The organism is Bacteroides luti, assembly GCF_900128905.1.
In the GTDB taxonomy this organism is placed as follows: domain Bacteria; phylum Bacteroidota; class Bacteroidia; order Bacteroidales; family Bacteroidaceae; genus Bacteroides; species Bacteroides luti.
This window is the reverse complement of the sequence record NZ_FQTV01000009.1, coordinates 132081-149507: the sequence shown is the minus strand read 5'-3', so window position 1 is coordinate 149507 and position 17427 is coordinate 132081. Positions and strand designations below refer to the sequence as shown.

The window sequence follows — 17427 nt, the reverse complement described above, 5'->3', positions numbered from 1 at the left end:
TAAACTTTGAAATGATGAAAAAGATATTGATATACATCACTGTCGGATTGCTGGCCATAGTTCCCAGCTCTTGTAGCGATTATTTAGATAAGGAAGTAGACCTGACCTTATCCGAAGAACAGATTTTTAGTAAGTACGAGAATACTCGTGGCTTCCTGGCCAATGTTTACACGTACCTTCCTGATGCATTTGCAGGATATAGTGACGGACAGTTTCTTGCTGCATCGCGCGACTGTATGACGGATAATTCACTTTCATTTTGGAATGTGCACTATTATCACAGTGTGCTGACTGATGCTTACTCTGCCACGAATCACCCTTTTGCTGAAAGGTTTTGGTCTAACGATTTTAAGGGGATTAGGGCTGCTAACCAATTTATGAAGAATTCACGCGAAAGTATTATTGGTAATGCCGAGAAAGCGGGTGACGATAATCACTTATATGATCGCAATATAGCAGAGGCCCGATTACTACGTGCAATCTTCCACTTTGATCTTGCAGGCTGGTTCGGAGATATACCGGTGATCGGTAATGATGAAAATGGTATTCCAATCGTCTTTGAACCAGGAAATGCTTCTGCTATGAACATGTCACGTACTGCTTGTAGCGAAGCATTGAAATGGATTGCTGATGAATGTGACGCGGTGAAAGATGTACTTCCTTTCCGCTACAGTAATGAAAATGAAAATTGGGGACGTATGAACGGTGCCGCTGCCTATGCACTTAAATCAAGAGCACTTCTTTACAGAGCTTCTGTATTGAACAATCCTGATGGTAATGCTTCATGGTGGCAGGAAGCCGCACAAGCTGCAAAGGACTTTATCGCAAAGAATAATCAACAGGCACATCCATACAAACTTTTTACAACTGAGGATAATGACCCAAGCCAGAACTATTATCAATGTTTTGTTTCTACGCCTCACTTGAACAATGAATATATCCTGAGTCGTTCCGAATGGAATACTCGTGAAATTGAATTATTCTTAGCGCCTTGCGGATTTTCTGGTAATGTAAACTCAACAGGACGTACTAACCCTACACAAAATCTGGTGGATGCTTATGAAATGAAAAATGGCAAGCCTATTGATGATCCAGCTTCTGGCTACAATGATCAGAATCCTTATGCAAACCGCGACCCACGTTTGGAGCAAACTATTCTGCATCATGGCTCAATTTGGGGAGATAAAGTACAAGAAGAGGAACGCGCTGTTGATGTTTCATATCCAGACGGAAAGGATTACCAAGATTTGCATGGTGGAACAACAACTGGTTATTATACCAAAAAATTCTTGAATAACATGTCTTTCAAGAGTCCTACTACATACGTTCATGCTTGTCCTATTTTCCGTTATGCGGAGATTCTATTGAATGCAGCAGAAGCAATCAATGAATCTGAAGGACCAACCAATGCTTACCAGTATGTAAATCAAGTACGTGCACGCGTAGGTATGCCTGCCTATAGTGGGATGACGAAGGAACAGCTTCGTGAGCGTATCCGTAACGAACGTCGTATTGAACTTTGTTTTGAAGATCATCGTTTCTTTGATGAACGCCGCTGGAAACTGTTTGAAGGAAAGAGTGCTGCTAGCGAGAAAAATTTGCCTCGCTATCAACAGGTTTATAATATTTATAGTGTGGTAGTTACTCCCGGAGCATCTTCTGTTTATAATTATGAAGCGGATGGAACGCATCCTTCCAGAGCATTCAATAGTCCGAAGAATTACCGATTCCCAATACCGGATTCAGAAGTGAAGAAAGCACCGCTATTGAAGCAAAATCCTGGATGGGAACTTACTTCTGCCACAGCAGAGTAATATTTATATTCAGTATTTTATTAACTGGTAAATAGATTTTTTGTATTTGAACATTTATTTCTTATCATTGCTCTGCACGCTAATTCTGGCGTGCAGCAGCAATGATAATTTTCCCTTTTCGGGTAAACCAACTTTATAAAATCCGGAATTTACGAATCTAACCTCTTTCCCTTTTGAGCGCACTTATATCAGGTTCACAAACAAGATGTCTTTATACTTATTGAAAACTGATACTCTTATTAGTTAGTATCAACAATACAAGCTGACTAAAATCGTCCATTTGATTAAGATACTTGAAACCAACATCAAGAAAAGTATCCGCTTTAACTATCTGTTAATTGACAACAGGTTACCCCCTAGTTAATTCAATTTATAAACTCGCATAATATCAATTACCATCTTTTTGAGAAGGTAAAGATTGAGAAAACCAACCATGCATAGACTATCCAATAAGAGAACTCAATCTAAAAATACAACTCTAACATTTTTTCATTCTGAAATAATATCCTCAATATATTGAGTTATTTGTTACTATAAAGTATAATTAAATATTATATTGACATATTAATACGAATATATTATATCTTTGCAAAATAATTATAAGAGGATATATACGAATGGATTTATTTGCTAAAAAATCAATAGAAGGTCTGCTAAAGGAGTCAAATGAGACTAGTAGCCATTCATTGAAAAAAACCTTAGGACCTGGTAAGCTAGTTGCATTGGGAGTTGGAGCAATCATTGGAGCCGGATTATTTTCCATAACCGGTGGTGCCGCTGCAGAATTGGCCGGCCCAGCAATTACCATATCTTTTTTAATCGCAGCAATTGGATGTTGCTTTGCAGGATTATGTTATGCAGAATTTGCTTCAATGATCCCTGTTGCAGGAAGTGCATATACCTATTCGTATGCAACCATGGGCGAATTTATTGCCTGGATTATTGGTTGGGATCTAGTGCTGGAATATGCAGTTGCTGCTGCAACAGTAAGTATCAGCTGGAGCCGGTATTTAATAAAATTCCTCGATGGATTTGGAGTACATCTGCCTTCTAGCCTTACAGCATGTCCATGGGAAGGAGGAGCAGTCAATTTGCCTGCCGTATTTATTGTAATTCTGATGAGTTTACTTTTAATGAGAGGAACAGAAGGTAGTACAAGATTTAATAGCTTTATTGTAGCATTAAAAATTGGAGTAGTTCTTATCTTCATTTTCCTTGGATGGCAATATATTAATCTGGATAATTACACTCCCTATATTCCTGAGAATACAGGAAAGTTTGGTGCATACGGATGGACGGGGATTCTCCGTGCAGCAGCTGTAGTTTTCTTTGCGTTTATTGGATTTGATGCAGTAAGTACAGCTGCTCAGGAAGCAAAAAATCCAAAACGGAATATGCCTATTGGTATTCTTGCCTCACTATTAATCTGTACTGTTTTGTATTTCCTGTTCGCTCATGTAATGACAGGTGTTGCAAATTACACTGAATTTAAAGGTCATGATGGTATTGCTCCTGTAGCAATAGCAATTGAACATATGGGACATGCTGACGCAAGCGGACTGATTCACCCTGATTATCCATGGCTTAACCGTGCAATTATATTGGCTATCCTAGCCGGATACTCTTCTGTAATAATGGTTATGCTCTTAGGACAGAGTCGGGTGTTCTATAGTATGAGTAAAGATGGTCTATTACCCAAGCTATTCTCCGAAATTCATCCAAAGTTCCGTACTCCGGCAAAGAGTAATTTACTTTTCTTACTGCTTGTCAGCGTATTTGCTGCTTTCGTACCTTCGAATATTGCAGGTGAAATGACCAGTATCGGAACTCTTCTTGCCTTCATACTGGTATGTATTGGAATCATTGTTTTAAGGAAAAAAATGCCAAATGCTCCAAGAGCATTTAAAACACCTTTTGTTCCCTTTGTTCCTATTTGCGGAGTACTAACTTGTTTGTCGTTGATGATTTTTCTTCCTGCTGATACCTGGATCCGATTATTAGTATGGATGTTAATTGGTCTTGATATTTATGCTGCATACGGAATGAAAAACAGTAAGATAGCAGTTTGGGATGGAAAAGAAAGATCCGGGCAATCAGTATTAAATATCACCGGAGTTTCACTATCCGTTATTCTTATCTTTGTAGCTTTCGCTCATCAGATAACAGCTGGATGGGAAAGCAACAAGATTTTATTAATAACCGCTCTGGTTCTTTCTGTATTCCATATCTTTATTTTCGGAATGCGATTAATAAATCAATCTTCCATACCGGCAATTGGTAGAATAAAATTTGCCTGTCTGAGAGTAGTCAATAAAAACTCTTTTATAAAAGAACAGGAGAACAAAGAAGATTGAGAATAAAATAGAATATTACATCTCTATAACAGGGCTATTTCTGAACTAATTCAGAGATAGCCCTGTTTTATATACTTAACTAGTTCATTATGAATAATAAGTTATCCAAAATGGAAAACTTTTAGATTTCAAGATCAAAAAAAGTTTTCCAAAACTTTCTAAATTAACATAGTTAAGCGAAACAACATATTGTTATATCTACTATCTTTGTTTCGGTTTTGGTAACAAAGCTTATGCTTTAGGAGAAAAGGGAATACCGTGAAATCCGGTAACAGTACCCGCTGCTGTGATTCTCGAAGAACTTGAGTAACAAGCCACTGCATTTATTTGTGGGAAGGCACTTTAAGAGAGAGATAAGTCAGAAGACCTGCCAGAACTACACATTATAGATTATCTTATGCTTTCGGGAGTTAAAGCAAGAGAAAATAGGAATTCGCCAGGATAGAGATATCTTTCGGCGCTAATCTCTTACCGACCTATTCTCTTTCCTCTTCCTTATGCAAAGTATTCTAAATGTGACAACTTATTTAGATTAAAAGTTTCACAAAAAGAATAAGAATATGAACTACGCTGAGATTTGTATTATCAAAAGAGATGGGAAAAAGGAAGATTTCTCTATCAGTAAAATAAAGAATGCTGTAACAAAAGCATTTGATGCAACAGGTATCACGAACGAAGATAAGTTGGTAGCTGATATTACAATGCGTGTAATCAGTAACTTTACCACCCCTACTATCTCGGTGGAACAAATTCAGGACCTGGTTGAAAAGGAAATAATGAAAGTTCAACCTGAGGTGGCTAAGAAATATATCATCTACCGCGAGTGGAGAAATACCGAACGTGAAAAGAAAAGTCAGATTAAGCAGATCATGGACGGTATTGTTGCTATTGATAAGAACGATGTAAATCTCAGCAATGCAAATATGTCGAGCCATACTCCGGCAGGACAGATGATGACTTTCGCATCGGAAGTCACAAAAAACTATACTTATAGATATCTGCTTCCTAAGAAATTTGCTGTAGCTCACCAGTTGGGAGATATTCATATTCATGACCTTGATTATTACCCGACTAAAACTACCACCTGTATCCAGTATGATATGGATGATCTCTTCGAGCGTGGATTCCGCACCAAGAATGGTAGTATCCGCACTCCTCAATCCATACAGAGCTATGCTACGCTGGCAACTATTATCTTCCAGACAAACCAGAATGAGCAACATGGGGGACAATCAATACCGGCGTTTGATTTCTTTATGGCAAAGGGTGTTTTGAAATCGTTCAGAAAACACCTGACTTCTCTTCTTGGATTCTATACATCTATTGAAGGAGCAAGTGCTGACGAAAAATCAATAAAAGCCATTGTAAACGAGCAAGTTTCTTCAGTAAAAACAAGCGAACAGGAAAAAGAGTCTTTACGAATGGCTCTGACTGCCATTGGCATTAACATCGAAAAAGAGGTAGTAAACAAGATTATAGAGAAAGCTTATGCTTCTACAAGGAAAGATACTCATCAGGCAATGGAAGGATTTATCCACAATCTGAATACAATGCATTCCAGAGGAGGTAACCAGGTGGTCTTCAGCTCTATTAATTATGGAACTGATACTTCGGCAGAAGGAAGACTGGTGATTGAGGAATTGCTGACTACTACTATGGAAGGCTTGGGAGGCCGTGGAGAGGTTCCGGTATTCCCTATCCAGATATTTAAAATAAAGAACGGTGTTTCTTATTCCGAGGAAGATTATCAGAAAGCAATGGAAGATTTTGATGCTGCCATGGATGGAAAAGTAAAATTCAGCACTCCTAACTTTGATCTTTTCCTAAAAGCGTGCCGCACTACAGCTAAGGCACTCTTCCCAAACTTTATGTTTTTGGATACTCCTTATAATACAAACGAACTTTGGAGAGCTGATGATCCGAAACGTTACAAATATGAACTGGCTACTATGGGATGCCGTACACGTGTATTCGAGAATGTAGCCGGAGAAAAAAGTTCTCTTGGACGAGGAAACCTTTCTTTCACTACAATAAATATGCCTCGCCTTGCTATTGAAGCTCACAGAAAAGCGGAGAAATTAGTGGGAACATCTGATAAGGAAGCTTTTGAAACGAAGGAAAAAGAACTTTTCCTTAACTCAGTACGCAGTATGGCCGAACTGGTAGCCGAGCAGCTTTATGCTCGTTATGAGTATCAGCGCACAGCACTTGCGCGTCAGTTTCCATTTATGATGGGTAATGATGTTTGGAAAGGCGGCGGTAATCTTGATCCGAATCAGGAAGTGGGCGATGTGCTTCGCAGCGGAACGCTGGGTATTGGCTTTATTGGCGGTCATAATGCAATGATGGCTCTTTACGGAGAGGGACACGGTCACAGCGAGAAAGCCTGGAATACATTATATGAAACCATTGAAGAAATGAATAAGGTGGTGGAAGAATATAAAGCCAAGTATAACCTGAATTACTCTATCCTTGCCACTCCGGCCGAAGGGTTATCGGGACGATTTACAAAGATGGACCGTAAGAAATATGGTAAAATTGCCGGAGTAACCGACAATGATTATTATGTAAACTCCTTCCATGTAGATGTGAAGGAACAAATCAGCATTGTTGATAAGATTAAGTGCGAGGCTCCTTTCCATGCCATCACCCGCGGCGGACACATTACTTATGTGGAGCTGGATGGTGAAGCACAAAAGAATGTAAAGGCAATTACCAAGATTGTGAAAGTAATGCACGATGAAGGTATAGGTTACGGTTCTATCAATCACCCGGTAGATACCTGCAACTCTTGCGGATACAAGGGAGTTGTTTATGATAAATGCCCGGTATGTGGAAGCGAGAACATCATGAGAATGAGAAGAATCACCGGATATCTTACCGGAGATCTTAGCACATGGAATTCATCTAAACGTGCAGAAGAGAAAGACAGGGTGAAACATCACTAATCTCTTTTTTATTAAAAAGAACAAACAGCAAAAAACTGCTTATAATCTGTTCTTGCAAATTCAATTTTTGAATTTAAGTTTCCAATAAAATATAAATAAATGGAGGGGGTCTGACTTTTTGCTTCTCTCCATTTATGAAAACAAGAAATAAAAATGGCGAAACCTCTTTATATGCTTTTCACCTATCCAGAAACAATTGTTGACGGTGATGGTATACGTTATTCCATTTATCTGGCAGGCTGCCGACATCATTGTCCGGGATGTCAGAATCCCAGCACATGGAATCCGGTGCAAGGTACGCTTCTAACCGAGGAGGTAATCAGCAATATAATTCGGGAGATTAATGCCAATCCATTATTGGATGGCGTAACTTTCTCGGGTGGTGATCCTTTTTATAATCCGGAAGCTTTCCTTCCATTTATAAAAAGAATAAAGGAGGAAACAAAACAAAACGTATGGTGCTACACCGGCTATACTTATGAAGAGTTGCAGGCTGATCCTAAATTAAATGCCGTTCTTCCTTATATTGACACGTTGGTTGACGGACGATTCGTGCAGGCTGAATATTCTCCTTACCTGGAATTCCGGGGAAGTGCCAATCAGAGGATTATTCATCTGAAGAAGATGAACAGAAGCAAGCCTGTTCATAAGGTTCTTATGCCGGGAATGCTATATCAAACAGTATAAGGTAAAGCCATCTACACAATTAAAATAAAAAAAGCCTCGCAAAGAATAATCTATTTTCTTTGCGAGGCTTCTTTTTGTATTGTTCAGCAGGTAGTTCTACTTAAAGAAATACCTGATTATATCATTAAAGTTTGCCCATATCAGTAAGCCAAACAACAGGAACATACCGACCATCTGTGCGTATTCCATGAATTTCTCGCTCGGTTTGCGGCGCGCTATTATTTCATAAACAATAAATATAGCATGTCCGCCATCCAATGCCGGAATAGGCAGAATATTCATAAAGGCAAGAATGATAGAAAGGAAAGCTGTCATTTCCCAGAAACGTTGCCAATCCCATTGAGCAGGGAAAATACTACCGATAGTTCCAAATCCACCTAAGCTGTTTGCTCCCTCTTTGGTGAATACATACTTCATATCGCTGATATATCCTTTAAGTGTATTTACTCCAAGAGTAATACCTGCAGGGAAAGATTCGAAGAATCCATATTCCTTATTCACAACCTTAAAGAAGTGATCCGGACGATAGGCAAAAGCTCCTCCTTTATAAAGAGAATCCAACTGCACCTTCACTGTATCTGTTACACCGGCTCTGACGTATGCAATGGTTACATTTCTTGATGCGCCCTTAACACTATCTTTTGGAGCAGCAGCTTTAAGCTTATCAACCACTTCCATATAGTCGTTAAATGCAGGAGTAGAAATTCCGTTAATAGCAATAATACTATCTCCTCTTTGCATACCCGCTTTTGCATATCCATAATTTGGAATTATGCTATCAATAACATACGGGTAACGGCAATCGGACAGATATGTATTGGCAGCCATCAGTTGATTCATAAAATCTTTTGGTATCTGCACTTTTGCTTCTTTTCCATGACGTAGTACAGTAACTTCTTTAGCGTTATAGATCTGGCGATGCGCTTTAGGGAAACGAACGAATTCTTCGCCATCAGCCTTAAGAAGAATATCTCCGTTCTGGAAACCAACCTTCTGAGCTACTTCGCTGAATTGCATACCCATCTTCATATCTTTTGGAAGCATATAAGATTCGCCCCAGGTGAAAAGAATCATGGAATAAATAAACAGAGCAAGCAAGAAGTTAAATATTACTCCGGCAACAATAATCAGAAATCGTTGTCCGGCTGGTTTAGAGCGAAACTCCCAAGGTTTTGCAGGTTCTTTCATTTGCTCTTTATCCATTGATTCGTCAATCATTCCGGATATTTTGCAATAGCCGCCCAAAGGCAACCAACCTATACCATATTCTGTATCGCTATTCTTTGGTTTAAATTTAAAAAGTGAGAATCCCCAGTCGAAAAACATATAGAATTTCTCTACCCTAACCTTAAAAAGACGAGCAAAAAGGAAATGCCCACCTTCATGTATCAGTATTAATAATGATAAACTCATTATTAATTGCAGGGCACGGATCAAAAATGTTTCCATCAATAATTATCTATTAAATATTAAAATTCATTATTTCTTTTGCAACTCTGCGTGCTTCCGCATCGGTTGCCACATAATCATCATACGTTGGTGTCTTTATATAGCTCACTGTCTGCATAACTTTTTCTATAACATCACTCATTCCCAGGAAGCTAACCCTGTTACGTAGGAAAGCAGCTACGGCAACTTCATTGGCAGCGTTCACAATACAAGGCATGTTTCCTGCCTGGTGCAATGCTTCGTAAGCCAAAGCCAGATTCCGAAAACGGGTGGTATCCGGTTTCTCGAAAGTAAGATTGCCACAAGTTGAGAAGTCCAGGCGGTCGAACGAAGAATGAAGACGATCGGGATATGAAAAAGCATACTGTATTGGCACACGCATATCCGGTACACCCAGTTGAGCTTTTACAGCTCCGTCTTCAAACTGAACCATTGAGTGAATAATTGACTGTGGATGAACCACCACATCAATTTGTTCCGGTTTCAATCCGAATAACCATTTAGCTTCAATAACCTCGAAACCTTTGTTCATCATGGAAGCAGAGTCGATGGTTATTTTGGCACCCATATCCCAGTTAGGATGTTTCAGCGCCTGAACTTTGGTTACAGTCTTTAGCTGAGATAAGTTGCAAGTACGGAATGGTCCACCGGAAGCGGTAAGTATAATTTTCTCTACGTTATTTCCTACCTCTCCTACCAGACACTGAAAAATAGCCGAATGTTCTGAATCCACCGGCAATATTGCTGAGCCAAACTGTTGGGTAAGGTCATTGATCAGTTCACCCGCCACAACAAGTGTTTCCTTATTTGCAAGAGCTATTTTCTTCTTTGCACGAATTGCATTAATAGTGGGCTTAAGTCCGGCAAAACCAACCATTGCTGTAAGAACGATATCAATCGGAGCAGCTTCCACCACTTGTGCTAAAGCATCATCACCGGCATAAACCTTAATCGGTAAATCGTTCAATGCTTCTTTTAATTGAATATATTTTGCTTCGTTTGCTATGACAACAACCTCGGGCATAAATTTCCGGGCCTGTTCAATAAGCAGCTCCACCTGATTATTGGCTGTCAGTGCATATACTTCATATAAATCAGAATGTTCGGCTATCACCTGCAAAGCCTGTGTGCCTATACTTCCTGTTGATCCTAATATTGCTATTTGTTTTTTCATTATTGTTGTTAAAAGACAATCTGTTTTTCACCTGAATAAAAGGTTGGCAGCGATTATTTACATTCATTATCAGCATATTACTGATAAAAAAGAAGGTATTGTCAGCCCGTTTCCTGAATGTTAGTTTCGTTTGCTTAAGAAGGCATTCACCATGCACAATCCACCAACAATTTACTAACTATTTTTCAAAAAGGCTATGCTCAATTTCTCCTACGCCACATTATTGTTTTAAAAGACACAAATGTAAGCAATTAACCCAATGTTACATAGCTTTCTTTATTCATTTTAACGAAAAAACAAGAAATAAAAAGAATCTACCGGTCAAAGATTAGGAAACTTCCCACCAATAGTTCTTAAATAGCAGTAGATATAAAAATAAAAAGATCTAGACCTTTTATATTTTAAGTCTAGGCTATTTTTAATAAAAGAGTAGGTCTTTATTCAAATTATTGATGAATAATGAATTAAACTATGGAAGAAAAACAACTTAAGATAGAATGTATAGCAGACAAAATATAGTTTTATTATTATTTTTTACTTATTTATTTTTTCAAAAAAAAAGTCTCGATATGTTGGCCTAATGCCATAACATTATTTAGATGTAGATTTTTCACCTTTTCAATATCCAACGTTCCTCCTAATATCATCATTTTCTTGTTTTCAAACCTGACACCTAAACGGTCATCTAGCATTATTTTACTCATGCTTTCCGCAATACCTGTTTCTTTGAGAAAATCATTTGGATGTCCTGCGGTACATATGGCTACTCCATATTTTACCATTTTCATTTTCCTAATCTTTTGCCCTTCTTTATTATACCCATAAGCATACCCGACGGAATAAACCCTGTCAAACCACCCTTTTAACTTTGCAGGACAATCACTCCACCAAAGCGGATAGAGAAATATAACACAATCTGCCCACTCAATCTTTTGGTGTTCTGTCACAACATCTTCCGGTAAAGGTAAATCTGTTTGTACAAAGCCCTCACGTTCATATTCATGTTCAGTCATGTCTGAACGGAAGTTCATCTTATATAGATCGGAAACTTTAATATTGTGCCCACCTATTTGCAAGCCTCTTAACAATCCCTCAAGAATCTGATGTGTAAAGGATTTCGTGCTTGGGTGTGCATATACCACAAATACATTCATTTTTATTTCATATTTCTATTATAGACGTTTCGCTCTTAATTTAATTCCATTTGAGCCAGAAGTTCCTGAAGGGAAGAGCATACATATTCTTTGCCATCTTTAGAAAAGAGCCAGGAATCGGTAGTTTCATCTACCGTTACAAAATCTGTTGCATCAGGAGAAATTTTATAACCATTTCTCACCAACGCACGTTCTGTCCAATATGCACGATAGCCTGTTCCTATTGCTTTCAGGGATACCACGCGAGGAGTTTCTGCATGCTTCACCATAAAGTTACCGGTTGATGGGTCGAAGCGATAAGAGTTGTTGGCAAATACTTTCTGAAAACGATTGGTAAGAATCAAATCTTCGGGCGTACCTACGGCAATGCCATGTTTTGGAGTCATAAGCCAAAGCTTGTCCGCTGTTTGCAAAGCAAGATCGAGTTCGTGAGTAGAAAGCACAATTGCCTTATTTGTCTGCCGTGCAAGTTCATGAAGAAGCATCATCACTTCTACCCTGTTGTTAATATCCAGGTGAGCGGTGGGCTCATCCAGCAAAATCACCGGAGTATCCTGTACCAGGGCTTTAGCTATCATCGCTCGCTGACGCTCTCCATCAGAGAGTTCATTGATAAAGTGATCGGCATATCCTTCGAGGTGTACTTGAGAAAGAGCTGTATTTATCAGTTGCTTGTCGTGATCGGTTAATTTTCCCAACCAGTCGGTATAAGGATTCCTGCCCATTGCCACCAGGTTGAAAACTGTGAGGTTGCTCACTTCCACCCTATCGGTAAGTACAAGCGAAAGTAAACGTGCTTTATCTGAAATAGATTGTTTTCCTAAAGGAAGGTTGTCAATACGGACTTCTCCACGCAATGGAGGCTGAAGTCCGGCTATTGTACGCAAAAGAGTTGATTTTCCACACCCGTTTGGACCAATCAGGCAAACCATTTCTCCCTGAAAAACCTCGAGAGAAAGACGTATCTGCACCGGATAGGTGGCCTTCCGGGTTACATATCCGATAGTTAAATCGTGGGTTTGTATAATTGCATCGGGCATGATTCTATGAGAAAGATTCGTCAGTCGAGTGTTTCCACATCTTCCAGCGATAATAATCCTTCGGGAAGATCAACAGTCATTTGTTTTTTCTTGTGATCCATATCCAGAATAAACTCTTCCTGAGCAGGGATAAGGAGTTCTTCACCGTCTTTATCTAGTACGAAGAGCGTATTTATGGTTGATTCATCCACTTCAACCACCGTACCTATATCGCCGTGACGTTTATCTATAACCCTGAAACCTACAAAGTAATCCCAAACAAGCTCATCTACCGAAGATTCTTCGGCAAACTTCACAGGGAAATAGACTTCAACGTTGGTAAACATGCGTCCTTTTTCGGCAGTATCTATCCCTTCGAGCTTAACCAAAGCGGTAGAATCCGACCGAAAGCGGTATTCTTCAATAAAAAACGGAACAAAGATACCATCTAGCAAGCAGATGAAATAGTCGCAGTCTACCCTATCAAACACATCGTCTGTAAAGGAGAACGACAACTCACCATGAATGCCGTGAGGCTTATTAAAAAGACCTATCTTATATACTTCTTCCCGTTTTATCATTCTTGTATACGTGTAATGCGTGCACCAAGAGCATTTAGTCGTCTTTCGATATCCTGGTAACCACGGTCAATCTGTTCAATGTTATTAATTCGGCTTATACCCGATGCGCTCATAGCTGCAATAAGCAAAGCAATTCCGGCACGGATATCAGGAGAAGTCATATTTCCGCCACGCAATGTGAACAGGTGGTCATGACCGATGACAACTGCACGGTGAGGGTCGCATAAAATAATCTGTGCGCCCATGTCTATCAGTTTATCCACGAAGAACAGGCGACTTTCAAACATTTTCTGGTGAATAAGTACACTACCCTTTGCCTGAGTAGCCACCACAAGCATCACACTTAAAAGATCTGGAGTAAGTCCCGGCCATGGAGCATCGGCAATTGTCATAATAGAGCCATCCATGAATGAGTCTATCTGATAACTTTCCTGTGCAGGAATATAGATATCATCACCGCGTTGTTCCAGTTTAATGCCCAAGCGGCGGAAACTTTCAGGAATAATACCCAGATTATCGTAAGATACGTTCTTTATGGTTAGTTCACTGCGTGTCATTGCAGCCATACCAATAAAGCTTCCTACTTCAATCATATCCGGAAGAACGGTATGAGACGTTCCTCCAAGACTTTCAACACCTTCAATAATGAGCAAGTTTGAAGCAATTCCACTAATCTTCGCCCCCATTCTGTTCAACATCTTACAAAGTTGTTGCAAGTAAGGTTCGCAGGCAGCGTTATAAATAGTGGTAGTTCCTTTAGCCAATACAGCAGCCATCACAATATTTGCGGTACCGGTTACGGAAGCCTCATCAAGCAGCAGGTTTGCTCCTTTCAGTTGATCGGCTTTTATTTCGAAAACACCTCTATCATCAATATAATTAAATTCGGCACCTAGTTTCTGTATACCCAGGAAATGAGTATCCAAACGACGGCGACCAATCTTGTCTCCTCCGGGTTTTGAGATCAGTGCCTTACCAAAACGGGCAATCATTGGGCCAATAAGCATTACCGATCCACGAAGGCTGGAACACTTTTTCAGGAACTCATCACTTTCCAGATAAGCAAGATCCACATTCTCTGCTTTGAACGAATAGGTATCAACTCCTGTCTTGGCGACTGTTACACCCATGTTTCTCATCAACTGGATAAGATTATTCACATCCAATATATCGGGAATGTTACTCACAATAACCTCTTCAGAAGTTAGTAATGTTGCACAAATAATCTGCAGTACTTCGTTCTTTGCTCCTTGTGGGATAATCTCTCCACAAAGCTTGTGTCCTCCTTCTATTACAAATGAAGCCATAGTTTGGTGTTTTAATTATTATTTAGAGTAGCGGCGTGTGTTATTGGTTGGCTTAGTCTTACGGAAAAGAATAGCTTTTGTTTCCATAAGCTTAATTGATTCTGCATCCAGAGATATCTTACCGTTAGTATATTCGCTTAAATCATCAAATATTTTACGGTCGTCAACATTGTCCTTATTCCAGTTCATAAAGCTCTTTTTCATATGGTTAGCTACTAAAGTAACCAATTGTCTTTTTTCTTCTCCTTCAGGATAATCGGCAGCAAGCTTAATCATTTTTTCCAATGTACGGCCGTAATGACGATAACGAATCTTTGAGCTTGGATAAGGAATCACATCTGGTTTAGTAATCAGATTATCTTTCTTAATAATTTCATATGGAAAATCAATATCCAATTTAAAATCGGACATAATTGCCAGGTGATCCCAAAGCTTATGCTTAAAGTCGGGCACATCACGCAAATGAGGGAACATATTTCCCATTATATTGATAATAGTATTTGCACAACGTTGTCTTTCAGCTCTGTCCTCTATAGTCAGGCAATGATCAACCATGTTCTGAATGCTTCGTCCGTATTCGGGAAGCGGTAATACTCGTTGTTGAGTGTTATATTCCATTTATTGAAATTTGTTTTTATCGTTTATTAGAGCAAATTCTTAGGCATGGTAGCCACAAATTCTTTCAGGTAGAAAGGTTCGAAGTAGGCAACATCTTTGAAATCAGCCTTAGCGAAAGCTTTCTCCGCCAATGGGAACATCAGCTTGGCTACCGGAGAGATTTCATCAATGAAGTGTGCATTAGGATGAGTAATCTTTTCTCTGCACTTAGCGGCTCCGTTTCCAAAGAAATAAACAGGGTGTTCATTAAGGAAGTCAAGATAAGAATTTTCATCCACAATATCAGCGGAAATCCCACGCTTCACATTCAATGCACGATCGTAAACAGCTGCATAAACTTCCATTCGTCGTGCATCAATCATCGGACACAGTAAAGCGTCTTCGGGTAAATCATGATATAACAGAACTGGAACAGTAAGCACTTCCAGGGTTGGAATGCCTATTAGCGGAATATTTCGTCCGTAACAAACGCCTTTTGCCATTGAAACACCTATTCGTAGTCCGGTATATGATCCGGGGCCGCAGCTTACAGCCACAGCATCAAGCACAAGTGCCCGACTATCTGCAAATGAAAGTGCTTCATCAACAAAAACGCCTAAAGATACAGCATGAGACGGGCCGTTAAAATCTTCTTTATTGAAGATTGCCAGGCCGTCCTCGCTGATAGCAACCGAACAAACGGTTGTAGAGGTTTCAATATGTAAAATACAAGGCATAATTTTTCTTCTTTAATGATGCAAAAATACACTTTTTACATATAAAAACCCCTATTTTATGGAAAATAAATTATAACGGCATGTTTCCGTGTTTCTTTGGCGGATTGGTTTGCATTTTGTTATGCGCCATATCCAATGCCTGAATTAACTTGAAACGTGTCTGCTTTGGAAGAATAATTTCGTCAATATATCCCAATTCAGCTGCCTGATAAGGATTGGCAAAGTTTTCTTTGTAGTCCTCAATTGCTTGTTTCTTAGTTTCTTCGTCGGCCTTGCGATACAGAATATTAACAGCACCTTCTGCTCCCATCACTGCAATTTCTGCATTTGGATAAGCAAGATTCACATCAGAGCCAGTTTGTTTGCTGGCCATAACAATATATGCACCACCGTAAGCCTTACGAGTAATCAAAGTAATCTTTGGCACTGTAGCCTCAGCGTAAGCATAAACAATCTTTGCTCCGTGACGGATAATACCATTGTGTTCTTGTGTGCATCCCGGAAGGAATCCCGGAACATCTTCGAATGTAATCAATGGAATATTGAAGCAGTCGCAGAAACGGATAAAGCGTGAAATCTTATCGGAAGCATCAATATCAAGCACACCTGCAAGGTAAGCTGGTTGATTGGCAACGATACCCACTGACTTTCCACCCAAACGAGCAAAACCAATAACCGCATTCTTAGCAAAATGAGGCATTACTTCAAAGAAGTAGTGATCATCTACCACCGGTTCAATAATATCCTTGATATCATAAGGAATATTAGGATCTGCAGGAACAACAGTATTTAATGATTCTTCTTCACGATGAATATCATCTGTACTTATAGTAGCAGGAGCATCTTCCATATTGTTTGAAGGAAGGAAACTCAATAGCTCACGGATTCCCATCAAAACTTCTTCTTCTGAATTGCTGAGGAAATGAGTTACACCACTCTTACTACTGTGAGTATAAGCTCCACCCAGTTCTTCTTTGCTCACATCTTCGTGAGTAACAGTCTTTACTACATCAGGACCGGTTACAAACATGTGACTTTTTTCCTTTACCATGAAGATAAAGTCGGTCAAAGCAGGAGAATAGCAAGCACCTCCGGCACATGGACCAAGAATTGCCGAAATCTGAGGAATTACACCCGAAGCAATTGTATTCTGGTAGAAAATAGAAGCATAACCTGTAAGGCTTTCTACACCTTCCTGAATACGTGCACCACCCGAATCGTTCAAAGCAATAACCGGAGCACCGTTTTTAAGTGCCAGTTCCTGCACCTTTACAATCTTCTTTGAGTTTGTTGCACTAAGAGTTCCACCATAAACCGTGAAATCATAAGCATAAACAAATACAAGACGTCCGTCTATCTTTCCATAACCGGAAACAACTCCATCACCAGGAATTTTATTCTTGTCCATTCCGAAGTTTGAACAACGGTGAACCATTAATTTATCTAGTTCTACAAATGTACCTTTATCAAGAAGCGTATCAATACGTTCGCGTGCAGTCATCTTACCTGATTCGTGCTGTTTTTCTATCTTGCTTACTCCGCCGCCTAACTCGGCATTTTTGTTTCTTTCAACAAAGCGGCTATATAAATCTTCTTTTTCCATAAA

Annotated in this window: 12 protein-coding genes, 1 pseudogene and 1 riboswitch; of the genes and pseudogenes, 4 read left to right on the top strand and 9 right to left on the bottom strand. The window is 39.4% G+C overall.

What is annotated here, in order from left to right; all coding sequences use genetic code 11:
- The first annotated feature begins 14 nt into the window (after window positions 1–14).
- The 4 genes and pseudogenes from BUC21_RS09945 to nrdG all read left to right on the top strand — a co-directional run bounded on the left by BUC21_RS09945 (window position 15) and on the right by nrdG (window position 7803).
- Window positions 15–1814, top strand: coding sequence for a RagB/SusD family nutrient uptake outer membrane protein (locus BUC21_RS09945; RefSeq protein ID WP_073401808.1), 1800 nt, complete (start codon window positions 15–17; stop codon window positions 1812–1814).
- Window positions 1815–2431: 617 nt separating this feature from the next.
- Window positions 2432–4072: pseudogene (locus BUC21_RS09940) on the top strand (amino acid permease); the annotation flags it as partial.
- A 298-nt stretch (window positions 4073–4370) separates the two neighbouring features.
- Window positions 4371–4557: riboswitch (cobalamin riboswitch) on the top strand.
- A 171-nt stretch (window positions 4558–4728) separates the two neighbouring features.
- Window positions 4729–7116 (top strand): anaerobic ribonucleoside triphosphate reductase, encoded by a 2388-nt coding sequence (locus BUC21_RS09935; protein WP_073401772.1) that lies wholly within the window; start codon window positions 4729–4731, stop codon window positions 7114–7116.
- A gap of 153 nt (window positions 7117–7269) precedes the next feature.
- Window positions 7270–7803 carry an anaerobic ribonucleoside-triphosphate reductase activating protein gene (gene nrdG / locus BUC21_RS09930; RefSeq protein WP_073401770.1) on the top strand — a complete coding sequence of 178 codons (534 nt, stop codon included), beginning with the start codon at window positions 7270–7272 and terminating at the stop codon, window positions 7801–7803.
- 96 nt (window positions 7804–7899) lie between these two features.
- On the opposite strand, the gene rseP is transcribed toward nrdG, so the two are convergent.
- The 9 genes from rseP to BUC21_RS09885 all read right to left on the bottom strand — a co-directional run bounded on the left by rseP (window position 7900) and on the right by BUC21_RS09885 (window position 17424).
- Complete coding sequence (gene rseP, locus BUC21_RS09925) at window positions 7900–9252, bottom strand: RIP metalloprotease RseP (RefSeq protein WP_073401768.1); 1353 nt, start codon at window positions 9250–9252, stop codon at window positions 7900–7902.
- A 13-nt stretch (window positions 9253–9265) separates the two neighbouring features.
- The gene (locus BUC21_RS09920; RefSeq protein ID WP_073401766.1) at window positions 9266–10426 is read right to left on the bottom strand and encodes a 1-deoxy-D-xylulose-5-phosphate reductoisomerase; all 1161 of its coding nucleotides are present in this window, start codon (window positions 10424–10426) and stop codon (window positions 9266–9268) included.
- 542 nt (window positions 10427–10968) lie between these two features.
- Window positions 10969–11580 carry an NAD(P)H-dependent oxidoreductase gene (locus BUC21_RS09915; protein ID WP_073401764.1) on the bottom strand — a complete coding sequence of 204 codons (612 nt, stop codon included), beginning with the start codon at window positions 11578–11580 and terminating at the stop codon, window positions 10969–10971.
- 35 nt (window positions 11581–11615) lie between these two features.
- Window positions 11616–12620, bottom strand: a complete 1005-nt coding sequence (locus BUC21_RS09910) for an ABC transporter ATP-binding protein (RefSeq protein WP_073401762.1) — start codon at window positions 12618–12620, stop codon at window positions 11616–11618.
- Between the two features lie 20 nt (window positions 12621–12640).
- Window positions 12641–13180, bottom strand: a complete 540-nt coding sequence (rimM, locus tag BUC21_RS09905; RefSeq protein ID WP_073401760.1) for a ribosome maturation factor RimM — start codon at window positions 13178–13180, stop codon at window positions 12641–12643.
- Window positions 13177–14487: a UDP-N-acetylglucosamine 1-carboxyvinyltransferase gene (gene murA / locus BUC21_RS09900; RefSeq protein ID WP_073401758.1), complete on the bottom strand. Its 1311-nt coding sequence runs from the start codon at window positions 14485–14487 to the stop codon at window positions 13177–13179. The genes rimM and murA overlap by 4 nt, the downstream gene beginning before the upstream one ends.
- Before the next feature lie 18 nt (window positions 14488–14505).
- A complete protein-coding gene (locus BUC21_RS09895) occupies window positions 14506–15105 on the bottom strand; it encodes a DUF4290 domain-containing protein (RefSeq protein ID WP_073401756.1) in 600 nt (199 codons plus the stop codon).
- Between the two features lie 26 nt (window positions 15106–15131).
- Window positions 15132–15821, bottom strand: a complete 690-nt coding sequence (gene tsaB / locus BUC21_RS09890) for a tRNA (adenosine(37)-N6)-threonylcarbamoyltransferase complex dimerization subunit type 1 TsaB (RefSeq protein WP_073401754.1) — start codon at window positions 15819–15821, stop codon at window positions 15132–15134.
- 70 nt (window positions 15822–15891) lie between these two features.
- Window positions 15892–17424, bottom strand: a complete 1533-nt coding sequence (locus BUC21_RS09885; protein ID WP_073401752.1) for an acyl-CoA carboxylase subunit beta — start codon at window positions 17422–17424, stop codon at window positions 15892–15894.
- Window positions 17425–17427 lie beyond the last annotated feature (3 nt).